We start from the raw sequence: 20,684 nt of genomic DNA, 5'->3' as shown, positions 1-20,684 counted from the left end.
CCCACCACCACGACCACCACCGAGGAGATCGACGATGACCCTCACCCGGCGCGCTCTCGGCGCCACAGCACTCGCAGTTCCTCTGGCCCTCGCCGCAGGAGCCTGCTCACGCAGCGCGGTCGACCCTGTGCAGGCGGCGACAACGCGTGGCGCCATCCGGATCTGGGTCTCCAACAACGAGCAGGAGCTCGCCTGGGGCGAGGCGGTCACCGCCGCCTGGAACGCCGAGCATCCCGATGAGCAGGTCACGCTGCAGGAGGTCCCTGCCGGAGCCAGCTCGGAGGAGGCCATCTCCGCCGCGATCGTGGCCGGCACCACCGCGGATCTCGTCTTCAACGCGTCCCCGGCGGCGCTGCCCGATTGGGTGCGCGCCGGCGGCCTGGTCGATCTGACCACGTTCGAGGGCGGCCGGGAGCACATCGAGAGCCGCACCGGACAGCGCGCCCGCGACTACGCCGAGGACGGAGGCCAGGGCGGTTATTACCAGCTGCCCTGGAAGTCCAACCCGGTGATGGTCATGTTCAACAAGGAGATCTTCGCGGCCGCCGGGATCGATCCAGGGTCCCCAGGAATGGACACCTTCGAGACTTTCCTCGAGGGCTCACGGCAGATCGTCAGCTCAGGTGCCTCGGCATCAGCCGTCTGGCCCGCACCCACGAGCGACTTCTACCAGCCGTGGTTCGACTTCTACCCGATGTACCTCGCCCAGACCCACGGCACGCTCCTCGTGGAGGATGACGCGACCACCTTCGACTCCCCCGACGGCCTGGCGGTCGCCGAGCTGTGGCGCGCGATGTACGAGGAAGGGCTCGCCCCGCGGGAGGAGTCCACGGACGACGCGATGACGATGGGCACCACCGCGATGCAGCTGGCAGGGCCTTGGGCGATCGCCACCTACAAGGATCAGCTCGACTACGGATTCATGCCGGTTCCCAGTGCGGACGGCATCGCCCCCGAGGAGACCATCACCTTCGCGGACTCCAAGAACGTCGCGATGTTCAGCTCGAGCCGAAATCGGCTCACGGCCTGGGAGTTCCTGTCCTTCGCCACCAGCGAGGAGTGGGACGGCAAGCTGCTCGAGCTCTCCGGTCAGATGCCCCTGCGCACCGACCTGCTCGCCACCTACCCGGACTACTTCGCCGAGCATCCCGACTACACGAGCTTCGCCGATCAGGCCGATCGAGTGGCCGATGTGCCCTACCTGTCCGGTGCCATCGAGATCTGGCAGCGATTCCGCGACGAGTTCTCCGCCTCCGCGATCTTCGGGAAGAAGTCGGTCGCGGACGGCCTGCACGATGCCGCCGAGCAGATCGACCAGCTGGTGCAGAAGGGAGCACGATGATCACCCCCGATACCGCCCCGCCCCTACGCCCTCCGACGAGCCCGCTGCGTCGGCTGCTCGGGAAGCAGCCCCTCGGTCTGGGACTCTCGTTGCCGTACATCGTGTTCCTCGCCGCGGTGATGGCATATCCCCTGGCCTACGCCGTGTACATCTCGTTCTTCGACTACGTGTTCACCGCCCCCGGCATGGACATGGACCATCCGTTCGTGGGGCTGGAGAACTACCGCACCGCCCTGACCGATCCCCGCGTGCTGCAGTCCTTCGGCAACATCGCGGTGTTCCTCGTGATCAATGTGCCTCTCACGGTCATCCTGTCGATGGGGTTCGCCTCGGCCCTGAACGCGGTCACCCGCTGGGCCGGTGCTTTCCGCGTGGCGTTCTACGTCCCGTACGTGACGGCGAGCGTGTCGCTGATCGGCGTGTGGATGCTGCTGTTCTCGCAGGATGGCCTGGTCAACACGATCCTCGGGCCGCTCGCTCCGGATCCTTCGTGGCTGGTCAACGACGCCCTCGCGATGCCGTCGATCGCCCTGTACGTGACGTGGAAGCAGCTGGGGTTCTACATCCTGCTGTATCTCGCCGCGCTGCAGAACGTGCCGAAAGAGCTGTACGAATCCGCCTCGACCGACGGGGCCGGGATCCTGCAGCGCTTCCGACACATCACGGTGCCGGGCCTGCGCGCCACCACGATGCTCGTGCTGATCCTCTCGATCATCACCGGCGCGAACCTGTTCACCGAGCCATATCTGCTGACCAGCGGCGGCGGACCGGATGGCGCCTCCACCTCACCGGTGCTGATGATCTACCAGAAGGGCATCCAGCAGGGGAACCCGGATGTCGCCTCTGCGATCGGCGTGCTGCTCGTGATCGGCGTCGGCCTGCTGTCCCTGGCCTCCACCCGCCTGACGAAGGAGAGCTGACATGAGGTCCCGCACCCCCACCCGGATCGCGCTGTACGTGATCCTCGCGCTCGCGGCGCTGGTGTTCATCTTCCCCTTCTACTTCATGATCGTCGGTGCCCTGCAGGAGAACCCGACCACCACCCCGGCGGGCATGTTCCCCACCGGGGGCTGGACCCTGGAGAACTTCGCCAGCATCAACGAGCGGCTCCCGCTGCTGCGTGCGCTGCTGAACTCGGTGGTGTTCACCGCCGGTGTCCTGCTGGGCACCCTGACCTTCGGCCTCAGCGCCGGCTACGCCCTGTCCCGGCTGCATTGGCGTGGCCGCGGAGTACTGTTCGTGGTCATGCTCGGGGTGCAGATGGTCCCCTTCCAGCTGCTCATGATCCCCCTGTACGTGCAGGTCGCCGGCTCGTACGGGCTCGGGGACACCTACGCCGGGATGATCCTGCCGTTCTTCATCAACACCACCGCGGTGTTCATCTTCCGGCAGTTCTTCCTGGCCCTGCCCGAGGAGATGTTCGAGGCGGCGAGGATCGACGGGGCGAGCGAGCTGAGGGTGCTGTGGGCCATCGCGATCCCGCTGGTGCGCCCGGCGATCGCGACGGTCGTGCTGATCACCTTCATCGGCCCGTGGAACGAATTCCTCTGGCCGTTCCTCATCACGAAGGACGCCTCGATGCAGCCCCTCGCGGTGGCGCTGGCGAACTACATCGCCAACATCGCCCAGACCGTCGCGAACCCCAATGGCGCGATCCTCGCCGGAGCCTGCGCCCTCGCGCTGCCCGTCGTGATCCTGTTCTGCCTGTTCCAGAAGTACTTCACGGCCTCCGACATCGGCGCCGGGGTGAAGGGGTGATCGGCCGACACGACCGACGCATCTGACGCCACCGATACGACTGATACGGCCGCAGCTGAAGCGACCGCAGCAGCGGAGGCGATCGGCGCCACCGCGCCGAGCCGCCGCTGCTCTCCTCCTCGACCCCCACTGCAAAGGACCTCCCCATGACCACCACCAGCCTCTTCGGCGACGCCCGCTTCCCGCTGGGCCCCTTCACCCCCTACGAGAACAACCCGATCCTGCGGCCCAAGGGCGACTCCTGGGAGTCCTCGAACCTCTACAACCCGGCGGCGCTGGTCGTCGATGACCAGGTGGTGCTGCTGTATCGGGCCCACGCGGAGGACATCGTCTCCCACGTCGGCATCGCGTTCAGCGACGACGGCTACCACTTCGAGCGGGAGAACGCTCCGATCCTCTCGCCCGAGCACGACTACGAGCGCTTCGGCTGCGAGGACCCGCGCATCGCATACATCGAGGGCACCTACTACCTCACCTACACGGGCTGGGACCGACGCTCCGCGCAGCTGTGCCTGGCGACCTCTCCCGACCTGCGCACGTGGACCAAGCACGGCCCGCTCTTCGAGGACTTCGACACCTTCAAGACCATGGACCCGCGCGGCTTCAACTGGTCCAAGGCTGGCGTGATCGTCCCTCAGCAGATCGACGGGAAGTGGTGGATGTACTTCGGAGAGGGCGGGATCTACTGGGCGACCAGCGACGACCTCATCCACTGGACCCCCGGCACGAGCGACGAGGAGCCGATGTACTCCCCCACCCCGGGCACCTGGGACGAGGCCCTCGTGGAGATCGGCACCTCTCCGGTGCTGACGGACGACGGGCTCCTGCTGATGCTCACCAACGGCGCCACCCGGCGCTACCTGAAGGACGGCACGCGGGAGGTCGACTACCGCTGCGGCCAGATCGTCATCGACCCCGCGAACCCGACGACGGTCCTCGCCCGCCTCCAGGAGCCGTGGCTGCGCCCGCAGACCTTCGAGGACACGCACGGGCTGGTCTCGAACGTGACCTTCGTGGAGGGGCTCGTGAAGTTCCGCGGGACGTGGTTCGCCTACTACGGCCAGTCCGACACCACGCTCGCCGTCGCGGTCGCCGATCCGGGCGCGACGTACGGGACCGATCTGCGCGCCGACGGCTGAGCTCACTCGGTCGGACCCCGGCACGGCACGGCCCGCCTCCCCGGTTCCCCCGGGGAGGCGGGCCGTGCCTGCGCGAGGACTCTCAGGGCAGGGAGAGCAACGCCTGCATCGGCAGATGATCGGACGCGAAGGCACCGCTGGGATCGCGGTAGTCGTTGATCGCGGCCTGATGCGTGGTGATGTCTTCCGTGGTCAGCACCCAGTCGATCCGGTCGCCGCCCTCGACTGCCTCTGCATATCCGGGGCAGGTCTCCCAGGCCGGGGTGAGCTGCTCGGCCGCGGCATCCCAGGAATCCACGGTGGGGCCGTCCGTGACGAGGGTCGTGTAGGCGCCGGAGTCGTGGGCGGGTGAGTTGTAGTCGCCGGTGACGATGGTGGGGAGCTGGTCGAGCTCACCACCGTCGAAGAGGTCGATCATCGCCTGGCCGCTCTTGATCCGTGCCTGCTCGGACTCGTGGTCGAAATGGGTGTTGATCATCGCGAACTCGGCCCCGCTGGCGAGGTCCCGCAGCCGCGCCCACACCACGATGCGGGTGATGCGGTTCCCCCAGGTCGCGGAGCCGATGACCTCCGGGGTGTCCGAGAGCCAGAACTGGTCCCAGGCCAGGACCTCGAGGCGGGTCGTGTCGTAGAAGATCGCCGAGTGCTCGTCCTTGCTGCCGCCCTTGCGCCCGTAGCCGATCATCCGATGCCGGGGCAGGGCGGAGTCGATCGCGCTCATCTGGGTGTACTGCGCCTCCTGCACGCCCAGAAGGGTCGGCTCCTCACGGGCCAGCAGATCGATCAGCACCGGTTCACGGTCCGGCCAATGATCCGGGTCCCCTGGTTCTGTCTCGGGGGTGGTGTCCTGGCGGATGTTGAACGACATTACATGCAGGCGGTCGCGGCCTGCCCTGCCGATCAGCGGTCGAGCACTGTCGCCGTCGGCTCTCACGGGTGCAGCCGAGGCGGGAGCGGCAAGCGCTGCGGCAGCTCCTCCGAGGGCGGCTGCCCCGATTCCGGTCGCGAAGGTGCGGCGGGCGATCGACATGTCCATGGTCTTCTCCTGAAGGTTGTCGTCATGGGAGATCCACACTAGGGGGAGCGCTCCCCCTAGGTGCGGAGTTCTCCGAATGGACCATCGATCGGTCTCGGAATTCGTGCGCTGGGAACCGTCCGGCCATCCGGTACGCGGCACCCGCCCGACAGCGGGCAGTCCCGCGAGCCGCCGTGCAGAGCGATGCGCGGTGTGCGAGCCCGGTCGGCGGTGCCGCCGACGAGCGACGGATCCCTGACATCGGAGAGCGAGGTGCGGAGTGGACGATCCCGGTCTGCTCCTCACTCTCAGCATGGCGCTGAGCGTGTTCATCGGCGCCGTCTCCCAGCGTGCCACCGGGATGGGTTTCGCGCTGCTGTCCGCCCCGTTCCTCGTGCTCGTGCTGGGACCGCTGCAGGGAATGCTCGCGGTCAACGCCGCCTCCGTCCTCGCCAACTCGCTGAACCTGGTGCAGGTGTGGAGGGACGTGGACTGGCCGCGCGCGAAGCTGCTGGTCCCGATGGGGGTGGTGGGCGTCCTGCCCGGCGCCGTCGCCGTCGAGCTGCTGCCGGAGGCGCCGCTAACCATCGTGGTCAGCCTCCTGGTCGTGCTCGGGCCCGGCGTCACTAACCTGCTGCGGGGCCGCACGGTGCCCCCGTCGGCCGTGCTGGGAGCGGCGGGCGGCTTCACCTCGGGCTTCATGGGCGTCACCGCAGGTGTGGCTGGGCCCGGCGTGGTGGTCTATGCACGCGCCACGGGCTGGGAGCATCGCCATTTCGCCGCCACCGCACAGCTGCACGGAGTGGCGCTCGGCATCGTCTCGCTCGCCGCCAAGCGTGCTCTGCCGTCCTTCGAGCCCTCGGGCTGGATCGCACTGCTGGTCTCGCTGCTCGTAGGCCTCCTGGTGGGAGATCGTCTCTCGCGTCGCATCGACGGCGCCGCCGCGATGCGCGTCGTCGTCCTGATCGCGATGGCCGGAGCCCTCCTCGCTCTGGGGCGCGGTATGTTCGCCGCGCTCTGACCGGGGCCCGGCGCCCAGCCGTCGGCGCAGACCGGAGCCTTCCGAGGGCGCCCGCAGGCGACAAGACCCCTGCCTCCTCCCGCCGACGGCGGGGGTGACAGGGGCCTGTCCATGACGAGGTCGAGAACACCTCGCCGGTCAGCTCACAGGGTGCTGGCGAAGGGGTCGAAGCCCTCCTGCACCAGCGGGACCTCGCCGACGGAGCTGTTCACGGTGACGAACTCGCCGGAGGCTGCGGACTCCTCGGCGGAGAGCATCACGTCGAGCACGTGATAGCCGAGCTCGCCGCTGGCCACGTGCGGGCGGCCCTCGGCGATCGCGCGGACCATGTCCAGCAGGCCGGTGCCGCGGCCTGCGACGATGCCTTCCTGCGGGACCTCGATCCACTCCTGCTCCGGGGGCTGCTCGCCGAAGGAGTCGAAGGGCTTCACGTAGGCGATGCGACCCTCGAACATGTTCGGGTCGGGGACCACGAGCGACCCCTCGGTGCCGTGGATCTCCACGACGCCCTGGCGCGCGAGCGGCGAGTCGAAGCTGACCAGCGACGTGCCCGTCTGGCCGGCCTCGAACTGGGTGAGCACCGAGATCGTGGAGGGCACCTCGACGGGGAAGGTCTCCCCCGCGTTCGGACCCACCTGGATCGCACGCTCCTTCGTGGCCCTCAGGCCCACGGCTGCGACCTTCTCGACGGTGCCGAACAGGCTCACCAGAGTGGTGAAGTAGTACGGGCCGATGTCGAGCAGCGGGCCGGCGCCCTGGGCGAACAGGAAGCCGGGGTTCGGGTGGAACACCTCGGGGCCCTGGTACTGCATCGAGGTCTGCGCGAACAGCGGGCGACCGATGGTCCCCTTGGCGATCTCGCGCTTGGCGGTCTGGACGCCCGGGCCGAGCACGGTGTCGGGCGCGCAGCCCACCCGCAGCCCGGCCTCGCCGGCGGCCTTCAGCAGCGCCGACGTGGACTCGCGGTCCAGGCCCAGCGGCTTCTCGGTCCAGACATGCTTGCCGGCGGCGATCGCCGAGGCGGAGATCTCGGCGTGCACGGCGGGGATCGTCAGGTTCACGACGACCTGCACGCCCGGGTGGTCCAGCACGTCCTGTGCGGTTCCCCAGGTGGCGATGCCGTGCTTCTCGGCCTGGCTGCGGGCACGATCGGTGTCGATGTCGCCGAGCACGAGCACGTCGACGTCCGGGAAGGAGCCGAGGTTCTCGAGGTAGGTGTCGGAGATGACGCCGACGCCGATGAAGCCGACGCCGACGGGCCCGGTGGAGGCGCTCATGCTGCGAGGCCGTTCTCGATGAGGAAGGTGTAGCTGTCCGCGATGTCCTCGAAGACGTCGCCGGGGGCGTTGTCGTACTCGATGACGGCGTACTCCAGGGCGGTCGCGGCCTTCAGGGCGTCGATGGTGGGCACCTCGCCGTCCCCGGCGTGGCGCTGGTCCAGGCTCGAGGAGTCGAACTTGGGGGCGTCGGGCGCGAACGGGTTCGAGGCCGGCGCGACGCCGTCCTTGACATGGATCGCGACGAGGCGGTCGCCGAGCTTCTTCACGAGGCCCACGGCGTCCTGCTGGCCGGCGAGGGCCCAGAACAGATCCAGCTCGATCACGACGGTCGGGTCGACCAGATCGAGGAAGCGCTCGTAGGCGGTCTGTCCGTCGAACGAGGCGACGAACTCCTGCGCGTGGTTGTGGTAGCCGACGGTGAGGCCGAATTCCTTGGCCTTCTCGGACGCGGCGTTGAGCCGCTCGGCGATGTCCTTCACGCCGTCCTCGGTGAGCCAGCGGTCCGCGGCGACCATCGGCTCGATGACGGTCTTCATGCCGATCTCGGCGGCGGCCTCGAACACGATCTCGTTGGCCGGGGTGGGGATCGAGCCGTCCGGGGTCCACAGCTCGTCGGAGAGCAGCGGGGCGTGGCCGGTCGGGGAGGTCAGGCCGGCCTTGTCGAGGGCGGCGCGGATCTCCGCGGGGCGACGCACGAAGTCGAAGGCCTCGACCGTGCGCAGACCGATGCCGGCGAGCTTGTCGAGGGATCCGTCCATGTCCGCCGAGAACTCGGAGGCCAAGGAATAGAGCTGGATGGAAGCGATGGGCAGGGCCACGACGAACCTTCTTTCTGGCGGTTATCACCCGCTGTTCCGCACGTCACGGTGGGGGCGTGGGGGAAACGCTAGCACGCAAAGCCTCCACATGGAGGTTTTGTCCGGGTAGCATCTGGACATGTGCACCGATGAAGCCAGCGCCGCCGCCGAGCCCACCGTCATCGGCCGCGCCGGTTCGTATTCGAAAGGCGTGGCTCGACGCCAGGAGATCCTCGATCGAGCGATCGAGGTGTTCCGCGAGCGAGGGGCCGACGGCACCTCGCTGCGTCGCATCGCCACGGCCATCGGGGTCTCGCATGCCGCGCTGCTGCACTACTTCGATTCCCGTGAGCAGCTCCTGGTCGCGGTCTACGAGCACGCGGAGTCCCAGCGCGACACCGCGAAGATGTACGAGGACAGATCCGCGCTCGACGTGCTGGTCACGGCGGCCGTGATCAACATCGGCGTGCCGGGCATGGTGGAGCTGTACACGACGCTCGTCGCCACCGCCCTCGCGGTGGACGGCTCACCGTCGAACACCTTCTTCAGCTCACGATTCGCGCGGATCCGAGAAGATCTCACGCAGCGCCTGGCGGCCGGGCAGGCCGCCGGCAGCGTGCGTCAGGATGTGGATCCCGCCGATATGGCGGCCCTCCTCATCGCGGCGTCCGACGGCCTGCAGGTCCAGTGGCTGCTCGAGCCCACCGTGGAGCTCGAGCGCACACTGGAGACCTTCGCGGTGCTGTTCGCCCCTACGGCTTGAGGCTGCCGCGCAGGTCGGGCACGTCCGAGAGCAGCCGCCGGGTGTAGTCGCCCTGGGGGGAGAAGATGACCTCCTCCGTCGTGCCCCGCTCGACGACCTTGCCGTGCTCCATGACCGCGACCCGGTCGGCGAGATAGCACGCCTGGCCGATGTCGTGCGTGATGAACAGGACCGTCAGGCCCAGGTCGTTCTTCAGATCGTGCAGCACGTTGAGCACGTTCACGCGCAGGGTCGCGTCGAGCATGCTCGTCGCCTCGTCCGCGAGCAGCACCTTGGGGCGCATCATCAGGGCACGGGCCACCATGACGCGCTGGCGCTGACCGCCGGACATCTGGTGCGGGAACTTGTGCAGCACCTCCTTGGGCCGCAGGTCGACATAGCCGAGGCACTCCTCGATCAAGGAGTCGGCCTCGTCCTTGGGGACCTTCGCGAGGGCGAGGCCGCGCCGCAGCAGGGACCCCACGGTGAAGAACTGGTTGAACGAGGAGAAGGGGTCCTGGAAGACCGCCTGCACGTCCGTCCAGTACTCCCGCAGGTCGCCGCCCCGGAGATGGGTGACGTCCTGCCCGCGGTAGGTGATCGTCCCCGAGGTCACCGGCATCAGGCGCAGCAGCATCCGCGCCAGGGTCGACTTCCCGGAGCCGGACTCCCCCACCACGGCCAGCACGCTGGACTCGGGGAACTCGAGGCTGACATCGTCGACCGCGGTGATCTTCGACCCCGCGACGCTGAACTCCTTGGTGACGTTCTGGCAGGACAGCAGGACTTCGGCATCGGTCGTGCTGCGGGTGATCATGTCGTCCTGCGGGGCGTTCTGCGCAGCAGCTGCGGTGGACTCGCTCATGGCGTCCCCACCTCCTCGGTGGTCGTGGGCGTCGTGGAGCCTCTCGTGCGACGGGCGACGCCGCGCCTCCGCGTCTCCTGGCTGGGATCGAGCACCGAGGACAGCAGCTTGCGCGTGTACGGGTGCTGGGCGTTCTCGACGAGCTGCCGGGTCGGGCCGGACTCGACGATGCTCCCGGCGTTCATGATCGCCAGCTTGTCGGAGACCTGGGAGAGGACCGGCAGATCGTGGGTCACGAAGACCACGCCCGACATGATCCCCTGCTGGACCATCTCCAGCAGCATCTCCACCAGCATGCGCTGGCTGGAGACGTCCAGGGCCGACGTCGGCTCGTCGGCGATGAGCAGGCGCGGGTTCTGCAGCGTCGAGATCACGGTGATCATGCGCTGCTTCATGCCGCCGGAGAGCTGGTGCGCATAGGAGTCCAGCACCCGCACGGGCATGTCCAGCATCTTCAGCCGGTCCTGGGCGAGGTCCAGGGCCTCGTCCTTGGTGATCTTCGGGTCGTGGGCCCGCATCACGTCCCTGACCAGGCTGCTGATCCGCAGCGTGGGGCTGATGGAGTTCATCGCGCCCTGCGGGAGCATCGAGACGGTGCGCCCCCGGTAGGGCCGATGCCGCGTGAGATCCGACGGCTGGAGGGTCGACAGATCGATCGTCTCCCCGTTGATCTCCAGGGTCCCGGACAGGACGTACAGCGGCGGGGTGGCGATCATCGCGAGCGCGTTGCCCAGCGTGGTCTTCCCACAGCCGGACTCCCCGGCCAGCCCCAGGATCTCGCCCTCGCCGAGCTCGATCGAGACTCCGTCGACGGCGGTGAAGTCCTCCTCGCCGCCGCCGTAGACACAGCGGATGTTCTCGGCGCGGGCGAGGATGCCTGACCGCGAGGGGGATGACGCCGCGCCGGTCGCGCCGGTCGTGCCGTTCGTGTCGTTCGTACTCATGCCTTCTCACCTGCTCTCGCTCGGTCGGGGCCGGCCTGCTCGGCGAGCTGCCGGGCCTCCTCGATCCGCCGGTTGGCGGCCTGCTTCATCTGCTTGCGCTTGCCGCGGCGCAGGCGCGGGTTGAACACCTCGTCGAGGCTGGCCTGCAGCAGCAGGAAGCCGAAGGAGACGAGGGTCAGGATGATCGTCGGCGGGAGGAATGCCCACCAGGCGCCGCTGGCGACGGCCTGGAACGCGAGCGCCCAGTGGAGCTGGGTGCCCAGGGAGTTCGCGCCCGACGGGCCCAGGCCCAGCATCGAGAGCGCGGCCTCGGCGAGGATGGCGCCGGCGACCTGCAGCACGAACGCCATCACGGCGTAGGACAGGATGTACGGCAGGACGTCCTTGAGCAGGATCCCGGCCAGCCGCGCCCCGGAGAGCCGGGCCACGTCGATGTGCTCGCGGGTGGCGACCGAGGACGCCTGCGCGCGCACCGCCCTGGCCGTCCAGGGCCAGGAGGTGATCCCGATGACGATGGCGAGGGACCAGATGGTGCTCTCGGGCAGCGACATCGAGATGAGGATCAGCACGACGATCGAGGGGATCGCGAGCACCACGTTGGTGACGCCCATGAGCAGTTCCTCGAACCAGCCGCCGACATAACCGGCCAGCAGCCCGACGCCCACGCCGATGGTCGTCGCGACGGTCCCGGCGACCAGGCCGATGATCAGCGAGGTGCGTGTGCCGGCCATCAGGACGGCCAGGACGTCGTGCCCGAAGTTGTCGGTGCCCAGCAGCAGGCCGGCACCTGGCGCATCGTAGAGCGAGCCGACCTTCTCCCCGGCGGTGGTCGGGTAGATGTACCCGGCCAGGCCCAGGGCGACCACGAAGACCACCAGCACGAGGGAGATCCAGAAGCGTCCGGAGAAGTTGAAGGAGCGCAGGGTGTTCGCGCGCGGAGCGGCCGTCTCCTCGGCCATGGAGGTGTTCACCGTCGACATATCACTTCTCCCCGGACTTGGCCGCGCGGATGCGCGGGTCGACGATTCCGTAGACGATCTCCACGGCGAAGTTCGCCACCAGCACGGCGACGGTGATGATGAGCGTCACCGCCTGGATGACGGGATAGTCATTCGCGGAGATCGCGTTGAACAGCAGCAGACCGACGCCCGGATAGCTGAAGACCAGCTCGGTGATGAGCGCGCCTCCGACGAGGGTGCCGATCGCCAGAGCGAGGCCGGTGATCTGCGGGAGCATCGCGTTGCGGAAGATGTACTGCGTGATCTTGTTGTCCCGGATGCCCATGGCCCGGGCGTAGTTCACGTAGTCGCCGCCCAGCTCGTAGATGGCCATCGAGCGCATGCCCACGGCCTGGCCGCCGATGAAGACGACCACGAGCGAGAGGAAGGGCAGCCAGTAGTAGCTGACCGCATCCCAGAGGAACGCGAGGCTGAACTCCGGTGTCAGCCCGAGCGAGTACGCCCCGCCGACGGGGAACACCCCGGCGACGACGGCGAGTCCGTACAGCAGCAGGATCGAGAGGCAGTAGTACGGCATGGCCGAGAGGAACAGCGACGAGGTGAACACGCTGCGGTCCCAGTTGCCGCCGCGGAACGCGGCGATCGCGCCGACGACGTTGCCGAGGATCCAGCCGATGAGGATCGCCGGCAGCTGCACGGCGATCGACCAGGGCAGCGCCTGGCCCACGAGGTCGTTGACCGATGCCGGGTAGTACGCGAAGGACGTCCCCAGATCACCGGTGAACACGTTCCCGAGATACGTGAAGAACTGCTGCCACAGGGGCTGGTCGAGACCGAACTCCTGGACGTAGCTCTCATAGACCTGCTTCTGCTGCTCGCTGGTGACGGAGCCGCCGCGGGACAGGTTCGAGACGATGACGTCGACGGGGTTGCCCGGGACGAGCCGGGGCAGCAGGAAGTTGAGACCTACTGCTGCCACCAGCGCGACCAGGTACCACACCGTCTTCTGGGCGATGTAGCGGCCGAGATTCACAGGTTCCCTCAGCCGCCGATCTTCTTGAGCTGGAAGATCCACTCGTTGCCGGCGCCGCGGAACATCGGCGGGGCGTAGTCGTTGTCCTCGGTGGGCCAGTTCGACCAGTTCGAGGCGTTGAACTCGAAGAACTCATCAGGGCGGTACATGAGCGGGAAGGCAGGGACCTCCGCACGGTACAGATCGTCGAGCGCGGTGATCGCGTCCTTCTTGGAGGCGTCGTCGGGTGCGGCGGCAGCCGTCTCGAGGAGGTCGTTGACCTTGTCGTTCTCCCAGCGACCGAAGTTGCGGTAGGCGGTCTGACCCAGCGGTGCCATGTCGACGTTGCTCATGACGTCGCTGAAACGCTGCCACGGGGCGGCAGGGTTCGTGCCGGCCACCGACCAGCAGCCCATGTCGAAGTCGCCGTTCTGGAAGGCGGTCGAGGTCTGGGCCTGCTGCGGGAAGTTGGTCGCGGCATCGACACCGATGGCCTGGAAGTTCTTGGCCACGATCTCGAGCGCCGCGTTCCAGTCCGTCCAGCCCTGCGGGGTGATGAGCTTCCAGGGACCGAGCTTCACGCCGTCCTTGGCGTAGAAGCCGTCGTCGCCCTTGGCATAGCCGGCGCCCTGGAGGATCTCCTCGGCCTTCGCGGCGTCGAAGGTCCAGCCATCGGCCTTGGCCTTGTCCCGATCCAGCCAGGCGTCCTCGGCGCCGTCCGGGACGACGAGCGAGGCGAGCACCTGGGAGGAGTAGCCGGACATGGCGGTCTCGGCGATCGAGGCGTAGTCCACGGCGTGGGCGAGGGCCTTGCGGACCTCGACGTCATCGAGCCCGGGCTTGGTGGTGTTGATCATGAACATCGGCATGGAGCCGGGCGAGAAGTACGGCTTGTCCTGCAGGTACGTGCCCACAGGCTTGTCCGCCTCCCACATCTTCCAGATCTGCGGCACGAACTGCTGCATGACATCGAGCTCGCCGTTCTGGAACTTGAGGTTGCCGTCCTCGTTGGACTTGAAGATCGGGTGGATGATCTTCGTCATCGCCGGCAGGCCCTCGTAGAAGTCCTTGCCCCAGTAGTCCTCGTTGCGCGCGAGGATGATCTGGGTCTGGTCCGCGAGCTCGAGGCTGAAGGGACCGGTGCCGATCGCGGTGTCGGTCTCCCAGGAGGCGATCTTGTTCCCGGTCTCCTTCGCGACCTTCTCGAACACGGCCTTGGGCACGATGAACTGCTGGGCGAGCGAGGTCAGCACGGAGCCAACGTTCTTGCGCTCCTTGTTGATCGCGATGCTGATGGTGTTGCCGTCCGCGGTCATCTCGTCGACCTCGGTCCAGAACGACGCGACGCCGAGACCCTCGTCGATCTTGCCCAGCTCGAAGGTGTAGAGCACGTCGTCCGCCGTGAACTCAGAGCCGTCGTGCCAGGTGATGCCGTCCTGGAGGGTCAGGGTGATGGACTCGTTCCCGGAGACCTCGTGCTTGGCGGCGAGGCCCGCGAGGAGCTCGCCGGAGACGATGTCGAAGCGCAGCAGGGTCTCGTAGACGTACTGGGCGACGTTGTTGGAGGCCGGCCACGCCGGGGCGGCCGCGAAGGTGTTGAAGTTGGTGGGCGGGCTCCACTGGAAGCCGGCGATGAAGAGCTGGTCGGCGCCGTCGCCGCTGCGCCCCTTCCCGGCCTTGCCGTTGTTGCCGACGCCGACGAGCTCCTCGCCGCCGCCACCGCCGCTCTTGCCTCCACCACCGGTCGCACCGCCGCAGGCGGCCAGTGCCGCGGCGCCGCCGAGGGCACCGGTACCCGCCATGAAGCGGCGGCGGGATGTTCCGCCGGGGAGTCGACGGGATCCAAGTTCGGTCATGGCAGACCTGCCTCTCTGTTCGCGCTCCCCCATTGGAGCGTCGGATCATCAGTGATCCATGACACTGATTGAACCCTCCCCCGCCAGAAAACATCCACTGGTAGGCGTTACGGTCCGATAACGATTGTGGCGAGCTTCACGGCGTAAAACGTTGAGGTGACAAAGAGGCTCTGGCCTGCCCCGTTGTCGACCGGCCCTCCCGGCCTCCCGGCGCCCGGGCGTGATTCTGCTAACTTGGCATCGGCACGACCGCCTGCGCGGATCCCCGGTGCAGGCCAGAGCCACGACAGGAACGACGGAGGCAGGCGCCCGCATGGATCCCTTGGTCGGCGCGATCACGAGCACGTCGCTCGTGGAGAGCCAGCTGCTCCTCGTCGCCTTCGTGCTGTGCTCGCTGATCGGGCTCGAGCGCCAGTTCCGGCAGAAGGCCGCCGGCTTCCGCACCCACGTGCTCGTCGGCCTCGGCTCGTGCGCCTTCACCCTGGTCTCGGTCTACGGCTTCGCCGCCGTGCTCGGGGACGACGTGCGACTGGACCCGTCGCGCATCGCCGCACAGATCGTCTCCGGCATCGGCTTCCTCGGCGCGGGCGTCATCTTCAAAGGACGCAATGTGGTGCGGGGGCTGACCACGGCCGCCACGATCTGGGTCGCCGCCGCCGTGGGCATGGCCTGCGGAGCCGGCATGCTGTCGCTGGCCGTGCTGCTCACGGCGCTGCACCTGCTGACGCTGTTCGTGGTCGCACCGCTGCTGCGCCGGCTCCCCTCCCCCGATGCGAAGCGCCTGCTGCGGATCACCTACGCCGACGGCGCCGGCGTGCTGCGGGACCTGCTCGCTCTCGCGACCGCGATGGGGTTCACCAGCTCGATCGAGCACAGCCGCCGCACCGAGCGGGACGGTCATCGATTCGTGGTGATGGACGTCCGGTTCCACGGCAGGCCCCCGGTGCGCGACCTGATCCCCCAGTTCATGGAGCTCGACGGCGTGGACCGGGTCATGCTGCGCACCAGCGGCGAGGACGCCGACGACGAGGATGTCAGTTCCTGAGGGCGACCCGTCGACGGGCCATGATCTGCCGCGCGGCCACGTCGGCGCCGGCGAGCAGGGGTGACGGCACGCCCGGGCTGGCCCCGATAGCGCTGCCGGGCTGGGTGCTCGCAGCGGGGATGCCGAGCACGATCACGGCGGGATCCTCGGTGCCATCGGCGGCGACCAGGTTGTGCCCTCCGCGGGCGGACTCCGCGGCGTCCGCCCGTGTGGCCTCGAGGCTCTGGGTGGGGACACCGTCGACGGTGTGGATGCGGGCGCGCCCGGTGCGGAGCAGCTCCCGCAGCAGCGGGTCGTCGGTCTGCGGGATCCGTCCCTTGGACATCCGTGTCTCCAGCAGCACGCGTGAGGACGCGGAGCGGCCGGTGATCGCCGACCGGCCGAAGAACCGGCCGCGGGTCTCGTCGACCCCGATGCTCAGCTCGGGCCCCAGCAGCTCGATCACCCCGGCCTCGATCAGGGCGAGGACCAGGCGGACCCGGTCCGCAGGAGGACCCGAGGCGAGCGCGAGGGAGTCGCCGTCGAACCAGCCCAGCACATCCCGGGCCAGGGACTCGCCGTGGAAGGCGCCGAGCCCGGTGAGACGGCCGACGTGCCGGCGCAGGGCGCCCATCGCCCCGTTGACCGCAGCGCGGGGGTGGTGGGCGGGGTCGGAGAGCGAGCCGAGCTCGTCCTCGATCAGGCGGGCGACCAGGGCGTCCCAGGCCTCGCCGGTGACGGGCCGGCCGTGGGTGGGGCGGTGCAGCTCGTCGAGCGTCCAGGTCCAGCGGGGGTCGGTGATCGCCGCGCTGAGCACTGCGTCGACCGCGTCCTGCGTGGTTGAGGCGTCGAGGGCGGGCAGCCAGCCTCCGCGCACGGCGCCGGGCACGTGGTCCGTGAGGGCGTCGAGGTAGGCGCGCGCGAACTCCCGGCAGAGCACGGGCCACACCTCGGCGGCGAAGTCAACGTCGGAGCGTTCTGCCAGCTCGCCGAACCATGCACGGGTGGCCCAGCGGGCGGTGAAGGGTCGCACGGAGCGGCCGCCGTCGGGCTTGGACCGGTAGGGCACACCGCGGCGGGAGCCGACGACGAGGCGGGGCTCGCGTCCGCTGGGTGCATAGCGCAGGCGGCCGGTCGGATCGCCGGGGATGCGCCGCGCGGCGCCGCCCCAGTCGTCGACCAGCTGTCCGATCACGTCGAAGAAGTTCGCTCCGAGGCCGCGCACCAGCACGGTCTCCCCGGCGGGCAGTCCCGTGTAGCGGCGCTCGGCGGGCATGCCGGGTTCTGCGCAGCGCAGGCCGTGGCGGTCGGCCGCCTCGATCAAGGCGGTGACCTCTGGGTCGCGACGCGCCTGGACCATCCCCTGGGCGAGGACCACGGTGGGGGCGGCGAGACGGCGGCCGTCGGCCAGCACCACCACGGTCTCCTGCCCGTCGCGCGCGAGGTCCACGACGAGTCCGTGGATCTCCTGGACCTCGACGTGCCCGGCGGCGATCGCGGCGTCGAGCTGATCGCGGAAGTAGACGCCCTGCAGCCGGCGGGTCGGGAAGCTCGCCCCGACCAGGGTGCGGGCCTCCTCGAGCACCCAGGATCCCTGCGGATGGCCACCGGAGGCGGTGACGGTGCGGGCCCACTGCACGAGGTCCGGACCGGGGGCGGCCGGGCCGCTCATCGGGGTGCAGTCGTCGGGATGGATGGTGGTCGCGTCGGCCTGCGTGTTGTTGAGGTACTCACCGGGCTGGTCGATCCGCCAGGTGGCGCCGGCGCCCACGGACGTCGCGTCGATGACGGCCAGGCGAGCGGGCGGCGCGCCGTCGGCCTCCGCGCGGGCTGCGGCGCGCAGCACGGTCGCGACGCCGCGCGGTCCGCCGCCGACGATGATCGCGTCGAGGGTGCTCATCGGGCGTCGGCGACGAGCTCGTCGAGCCGGGAGCCGGTGCGGGTTACACCGTGCTCGTCCACCCGGGGCCGCACCTCGACCGTGCCGTCGCTGATGCCGACCTCGACGTCCACCTCGTAGACGGTGCGCAGGGTCTGCGCCTGCAGGGCGCTCGCGGGGCTGCCGTCGGCGGTGATGCGCCCGTCGTGCAGCACGATCACCTGGTCGCAGTAGCGGGCGGCGTGGTTGAGGTCGTGGATGGCGATCAGGGCGCTGATGCCCTCCTCGCGGGTGATCTGGCGGACCAGCTGCAGGGTCTCGATCTGGTAGCGCAGGTCGAGGGCGCTGGTGGGCTCGTCCAGCAGCAGCACGCGGGTCTCCTGGGCCAGCGCCCGAGCGATCAGCGCGCGCTGGGCCTGACCGCCGGAGAGCTCGGACATGCTGCGCTCGGCGAGGTCCATCAGACCCATGCGCACGATCGCGTCCTCGACCGTCGCCCGGTCCTCCTGGCGCGGGGCGATCCCGAAGTGCGGGGTGCGGCCCAGCATCACGGCCTCGCGCACGGTGAGGTCGAAGGGGGCGTCGCCGGCCTGCGGCACGTAGCCGACGACCTTGGCGAGCTCACGGCGACCGAGCGAGGAGGTGTCCCGGCCCTCGACGGTGACTCGGCCGGCCTTCGCCCGGTGCACCCCGGCGATGGCCTTGACCAGCGTTGACTTCCCGGAGCCGTTGGGGCCCAGCAGGGCGCAGAACGCTCCCGGTGCGACCTCGAAGGAGATGTCCTCGAGGATCCTGCGCTTGCCGTAGGCGAAGGAGAGGTGGTCGACGGAGAGGCTCACTTCAGGGTGTTCCTTCGCGTGAGGATGAGATAGATGAACACGGGGCCGCCGATGAAGGCGACCACGATGCCGACGGGCACGACGGCGGGAGCGATCACCGTACGCCCCACGGCGTCGGCGACCAGCAGGAGCAGCCCGCCGGAGAGTGCCGCGAAGGGCAGCAGGTGACGGTGGTCGGCACCGATGGCGAGGCGTGCGATGTGCGGGCCGACGAGGCCCACGAAGCCGATGATCCCGCAGAAGCTGACCACGATCGCGGCGAGCGTGACCGACAGGGCGATCAGGCCCACGCGCAGCGGGCCCACGTTCACGCCGAAGCTGCGGGCGGCGTCGTCGCCCGCGAAGGCGATCGCGTTGAGGTCCTTGGAGAACCACATCGTCAGCGGGAGGGCGAGCACGGTGACGGCGCCGACGATGAGCACGTCCTGCCAGCTGGCGTCGTTCACCGACCCGAAGGTCCAGCGGATGATCGCCTGCAGGGTGTTCTCGTTCGCGGTGAACTGCAGCGCCGAGGTGAGGGCCTCGAAGATCTGGGTCATGGCGATGCCGAGCAGCAGCAGCGTGGCGACGGCCATGCGGCGGGCGGTCGCGATGCCGAGCACGAGCGCGGAGACCATGAGCGACATGACCATCGCGCCGGCGATCGTGGCCCAGGCCGGGAGCTGGTTGGTGCCGGCGAGGGTGATCACGAGGGCGGCACCGAAGGCCGCCGCCGGGGAGACGCCCAGGGTGAAAGGGCTGACCAGGGGATTGCGCAGCAGCCCCTGCATGAGCACGCCGGAGACGGACAGCGCGGCGCCGGCGGTGAAGGCGAGCAGCACCCGCGGCAGACGCAGCTGGGTGATCACCGCGTAGGAGGACGCGAAATCGGCGCTGATGGTGCCGCCGACGATGCTCACCTGGATCGAGCGGACCACGTCGGTGAAGCCCACACCGGCGGTGCCGATGGTCACCGAGGTGATCAGGGCGAGCACGGAGACCACGAGGCCGGCAGCGATGACCAGGCGCTTGCGCAGCTCATGGCGGCGGGCGGGGGCCGATGCCGCCGCAGCGGCGGGAGCCGGAGCGGGCTTCGTCGCGAGGGTCGTGGTCATGACTGCGGCCCCTGCACGTAGTCGGCCGGGTCGGAGAGCTCGGTGTCCTGGAACTCGGTGACCCAGCGGGTGAGGTACTCATCGGGGTCCACGTCGGCCATCTCCTGGGGGTGCAGCCAGACGCCGAGGTAGAGGGCGCCGATGGACTTGCCCAGCGCGCTGGTGGCCCAGCCGTTGGCGATCGCGACGTTCCCCTCGGCGAGGGCGGTCATCCCGCTCCAGCCGGGGCGGGCGGCGAGATCGGCGCGGAGGTCCTCGAAGCGGTCCACGGGCTCGGCGGAGGGCTCGAACTCATGGATCACGAACTCGGGGTCGCGCAGCACGACCTCGCTGGGGTCGACGGTCAGCTCCTCCTGGGCGTCGCCGCCGGAGGCGTCGTCGAAGATGTTGCTGCCGCCGCCGGCGAGGATCATGGCGTGGAAGCCGGAGCCGGGCAGGGTGGTGAGGTACGGCTCGACGGTCTCGAAGTAGACCGGGACGGGCTCGACGTCCGCGAGGCGCTCGGTGAGCAGGCCCGAGATCTCGTCCTTGAAGGACAGCACGGTCCGAGCTGCGTCGTCGGCCCCGAAAACCTGGCCGAGCAGGGTGATGGTGGCGTCGACGACCTCGGTGTCCCAGGCGGTCGCGACGACCAGCGGGATGCCGAAGGGTTCGAGCTGCTCGGCGGCCTCCTGCCAGACGGCGTTGCGGGGCAGGATCACGACGTCCGGCGAGAGCTTCGCGATCGCCTCGTAGTTGAGCTGGTCCAATCCCTCGGCGATGACCTGGCTCTCCTCGAGCGGCAGGTAGGGCAGGCGGTCCAGCGAGGCACGGTCCACGCCCACCACCCTGTCGCCCGCGCCGATGGCGCGAACGAACTCGTTGGTGTAGCTGTTCAGCACCACGGCCTTCCGCGCGGGGCCGGGCAGCACGACCTCTCGGTCCTGGTCATCGGTGATGGTGATCGACGTGTCCTCGTCGCTCACGGCGGACTCCCCCTCCACGGTGACCTCGCCGCAGGCGGCGAGGCCGAGGACGGGCAGGGTGGCGACAGCGGCGCCGAGCAGGGTGCGACGGCGAAGTGCGCGGCCCGTGGAGTGGGTTGAACGCGTGGGGGTCATGGGGGTTCCTCGAGGGGT

At 69.1% G+C, this 20,684-nt stretch carries 19 protein-coding genes; 7 read left to right on the top strand and 12 right to left on the bottom strand.

Annotated elements, in window-relative coordinates:
- The first annotated feature begins 34 nt into the window (after positions 1-34).
- The 4 genes from ACT3T5_RS04000 (at position 35) to ACT3T5_RS03985 (ending at position 4,239) form a co-directional block, all read left to right on the top strand.
- On the top strand, positions 35-1,342 hold the full coding sequence (locus ACT3T5_RS04000; protein ID WP_444578934.1) for an extracellular solute-binding protein: 1,308 nt from the start codon (positions 35-37) through the stop codon (positions 1,340-1,342).
- Positions 1,339-2,262: a carbohydrate ABC transporter permease gene (locus tag ACT3T5_RS03995; protein WP_096166041.1), complete on the top strand. Its 924-nt coding sequence runs from the start codon at positions 1,339-1,341 to the stop codon at positions 2,260-2,262. The genes ACT3T5_RS04000 and ACT3T5_RS03995 overlap by 4 nt, the downstream gene beginning before the upstream one ends.
- A 1-nt stretch (position 2,263) precedes the next feature.
- Positions 2,264-3,100: a carbohydrate ABC transporter permease gene (locus ACT3T5_RS03990; protein WP_114306161.1), complete on the top strand. Its 837-nt coding sequence runs from the start codon at positions 2,264-2,266 to the stop codon at positions 3,098-3,100.
- A 146-nt stretch (positions 3,101-3,246) separates the two neighbouring features.
- Positions 3,247-4,239, top strand: a complete 993-nt coding sequence (locus tag ACT3T5_RS03985; RefSeq protein ID WP_096166039.1) for a glycoside hydrolase family 130 protein — start codon at positions 3,247-3,249, stop codon at positions 4,237-4,239.
- An 82-nt stretch (positions 4,240-4,321) separates the two neighbouring features.
- Here the strand turns inward: ACT3T5_RS03985 and ACT3T5_RS03980 are convergent, their stop codons facing one another.
- Positions 4,322-5,275 (bottom strand): endonuclease/exonuclease/phosphatase family protein, encoded by a 954-nt coding sequence (locus ACT3T5_RS03980; RefSeq protein ID WP_443360417.1) that lies wholly within the window; start codon positions 5,273-5,275, stop codon positions 4,322-4,324.
- A 259-nt stretch (positions 5,276-5,534) separates the two neighbouring features.
- Between ACT3T5_RS03980 and ACT3T5_RS03975 the strand changes: the two genes are divergently transcribed.
- On the top strand, positions 5,535-6,275 hold the full coding sequence (locus tag ACT3T5_RS03975; RefSeq protein WP_444593671.1) for a TSUP family transporter: 741 nt from the start codon (positions 5,535-5,537) through the stop codon (positions 6,273-6,275).
- Between the two features lie 143 nt (positions 6,276-6,418).
- Here ACT3T5_RS03975 and ACT3T5_RS03970 read toward each other — a convergent pair whose 3' ends face one another.
- Both ACT3T5_RS03970 and ACT3T5_RS03965 read right to left on the bottom strand, forming a co-directional pair.
- Entirely contained in the window at positions 6,419-7,552 is a 1,134-nt protein-coding gene (locus ACT3T5_RS03970; protein WP_444578939.1) for a Gfo/Idh/MocA family protein, read from the bottom strand.
- Positions 7,549-8,373 (bottom strand): sugar phosphate isomerase/epimerase family protein, encoded by an 825-nt coding sequence (locus ACT3T5_RS03965; RefSeq protein ID WP_444593670.1) that lies wholly within the window; start codon positions 8,371-8,373, stop codon positions 7,549-7,551. Before ACT3T5_RS03965 ends, ACT3T5_RS03970 begins: the two co-directional genes overlap by 4 nt.
- Before the next feature lie 118 nt (positions 8,374-8,491).
- Here ACT3T5_RS03965 and ACT3T5_RS03960 point away from each other — a divergent pair, with 118 nt between their 5' ends.
- The gene (locus tag ACT3T5_RS03960) at positions 8,492-9,115 is read left to right on the top strand and encodes a TetR/AcrR family transcriptional regulator (protein WP_444593669.1); all 624 of its coding nucleotides are present in this window, start codon (positions 8,492-8,494) and stop codon (positions 9,113-9,115) included.
- Here ACT3T5_RS03960 and ACT3T5_RS03955 read toward each other — a convergent pair.
- Genes ACT3T5_RS03955 through ACT3T5_RS03935 form a run of 5 tightly spaced genes read right to left on the bottom strand, consistent with a single transcriptional unit; the run spans position 9,105 to position 14,730 of the window.
- Complete coding sequence (locus tag ACT3T5_RS03955; RefSeq protein WP_444593668.1) at positions 9,105-9,959, bottom strand: ABC transporter ATP-binding protein; 855 nt, start codon at positions 9,957-9,959, stop codon at positions 9,105-9,107. The genes ACT3T5_RS03960 and ACT3T5_RS03955 overlap by 11 nt on opposite strands.
- Positions 9,956-10,903, bottom strand: a complete 948-nt coding sequence (locus ACT3T5_RS03950) for an ATP-binding cassette domain-containing protein (RefSeq protein WP_444593667.1) — start codon at positions 10,901-10,903, stop codon at positions 9,956-9,958. Before ACT3T5_RS03950 ends, ACT3T5_RS03955 begins: the two co-directional genes overlap by 4 nt.
- Positions 10,900-11,883, bottom strand: a complete 984-nt coding sequence (locus ACT3T5_RS03945) for an ABC transporter permease (RefSeq protein ID WP_444578947.1) — start codon at positions 11,881-11,883, stop codon at positions 10,900-10,902. The genes ACT3T5_RS03950 and ACT3T5_RS03945 overlap by 4 nt, the downstream gene beginning before the upstream one ends.
- Position 11,884: 1 nt before the next feature.
- Positions 11,885-12,895, bottom strand: coding sequence for an ABC transporter permease (locus tag ACT3T5_RS03940; protein WP_441449071.1), 1,011 nt, complete (start codon positions 12,893-12,895; stop codon positions 11,885-11,887).
- A gap of 8 nt (positions 12,896-12,903) precedes the next feature.
- The gene (locus ACT3T5_RS03935) at positions 12,904-14,730 is read right to left on the bottom strand and encodes an ABC transporter substrate-binding protein (protein WP_444578949.1); all 1,827 of its coding nucleotides are present in this window, start codon (positions 14,728-14,730) and stop codon (positions 12,904-12,906) included.
- A 313-nt stretch (positions 14,731-15,043) separates the two neighbouring features.
- Here ACT3T5_RS03935 and ACT3T5_RS03930 point away from each other — a divergent pair, with 313 nt between their 5' ends.
- Positions 15,044-15,775 (top strand): MgtC/SapB family protein, encoded by a 732-nt coding sequence (locus ACT3T5_RS03930; RefSeq protein ID WP_343926526.1) that lies wholly within the window; start codon positions 15,044-15,046, stop codon positions 15,773-15,775.
- Here the strand turns inward: ACT3T5_RS03930 and ACT3T5_RS03925 are convergent.
- Genes ACT3T5_RS03925 through ACT3T5_RS03910 form a run of 4 tightly spaced genes read right to left on the bottom strand, consistent with a single transcriptional unit; the run spans position 15,765 to position 20,666 of the window.
- A complete protein-coding gene (locus ACT3T5_RS03925; protein ID WP_444578951.1) occupies positions 15,765-17,654 on the bottom strand; it encodes an FAD/NAD(P)-binding protein in 1,890 nt (629 codons plus the stop codon). The genes ACT3T5_RS03930 and ACT3T5_RS03925 overlap by 11 nt on opposite strands.
- Positions 17,651-18,472 (bottom strand): ABC transporter ATP-binding protein, encoded by an 822-nt coding sequence (locus ACT3T5_RS03920; protein WP_444578953.1) that lies wholly within the window; start codon positions 18,470-18,472, stop codon positions 17,651-17,653. Before ACT3T5_RS03920 ends, ACT3T5_RS03925 begins: the two co-directional genes overlap by 4 nt.
- On the bottom strand, positions 18,469-19,566 hold the full coding sequence (locus tag ACT3T5_RS03915; RefSeq protein ID WP_444578955.1) for a FecCD family ABC transporter permease: 1,098 nt from the start codon (positions 19,564-19,566) through the stop codon (positions 18,469-18,471). Before ACT3T5_RS03915 ends, ACT3T5_RS03920 begins: the two co-directional genes overlap by 4 nt.
- The gene (locus ACT3T5_RS03910) at positions 19,563-20,666 is read right to left on the bottom strand and encodes an ABC transporter substrate-binding protein (protein WP_444593666.1); all 1,104 of its coding nucleotides are present in this window, start codon (positions 20,664-20,666) and stop codon (positions 19,563-19,565) included. Before ACT3T5_RS03910 ends, ACT3T5_RS03915 begins: the two co-directional genes overlap by 4 nt.
- Positions 20,667-20,684 lie beyond the last annotated feature (18 nt).

The sequence above is a fragment of the Brachybacterium sp. AOP3-A1-3 genome, assembly GCF_052378285.1.
Taxonomy (GTDB): Bacteria; Actinomycetota; Actinomycetes; order Actinomycetales; family Dermabacteraceae; genus Brachybacterium.
Note: the sequence above shows the minus strand (reverse complement) of the source record. Positions and strands in the feature narration are given on the sequence as shown.

Coding starts and splice junctions, on each gene's coding strand:
- ACT3T5_RS04000 (WP_444578934.1), top strand. CDS start 35: ATGACCCTCACCCGGCGCGCTCTCGGCGCCACAGCACTCGCAGTTCCT.
- ACT3T5_RS03995 (WP_096166041.1), top strand. CDS start 1,339: ATGATCACCCCCGATACCGCCCCGCCCCTACGCCCTCCGACGAGCCCG.
- ACT3T5_RS03990 (WP_114306161.1), top strand. CDS start 2,264: ATGAGGTCCCGCACCCCCACCCGGATCGCGCTGTACGTGATCCTCGCG.
- ACT3T5_RS03985 (WP_096166039.1), top strand. CDS start 3,247: ATGACCACCACCAGCCTCTTCGGCGACGCCCGCTTCCCGCTGGGCCCC.
- ACT3T5_RS03980 (WP_443360417.1), bottom strand. CDS start 5,275: ATGGACATGTCGATCGCCCGCCGCACCTTCGCGACCGGAATCGGGGCA.
- ACT3T5_RS03970 (WP_444578939.1), bottom strand. CDS start 7,552: ATGAGCGCCTCCACCGGGCCCGTCGGCGTCGGCTTCATCGGCGTCGGC.
- ACT3T5_RS03960 (WP_444593669.1), top strand. CDS start 8,492: ATGTGCACCGATGAAGCCAGCGCCGCCGCCGAGCCCACCGTCATCGGC.
- ACT3T5_RS03955 (WP_444593668.1), bottom strand. CDS start 9,959: ATGAGCGAGTCCACCGCAGCTGCTGCGCAGAACGCCCCGCAGGACGAC.
- ACT3T5_RS03950 (WP_444593667.1), bottom strand. CDS start 10,903: ATGAGTACGAACGACACGAACGGCACGACCGGCGCGACCGGCGCGGCG.
- ACT3T5_RS03945 (WP_444578947.1), bottom strand. CDS start 11,883: ATGTCGACGGTGAACACCTCCATGGCCGAGGAGACGGCCGCTCCGCGC.
- ACT3T5_RS03935 (WP_444578949.1), bottom strand. CDS start 14,730: ATGACCGAACTTGGATCCCGTCGACTCCCCGGCGGAACATCCCGCCGC.
- ACT3T5_RS03930 (WP_343926526.1), top strand. CDS start 15,044: ATGGATCCCTTGGTCGGCGCGATCACGAGCACGTCGCTCGTGGAGAGC.
- ACT3T5_RS03925 (WP_444578951.1), bottom strand. CDS start 17,654: ATGAGCACCCTCGACGCGATCATCGTCGGCGGCGGACCGCGCGGCGTC.
- ACT3T5_RS03915 (WP_444578955.1), bottom strand. CDS start 19,566: ATGACCACGACCCTCGCGACGAAGCCCGCTCCGGCTCCCGCCGCTGCG.
- ACT3T5_RS03910 (WP_444593666.1), bottom strand. CDS start 20,666: ATGACCCCCACGCGTTCAACCCACTCCACGGGCCGCGCACTTCGCCGT.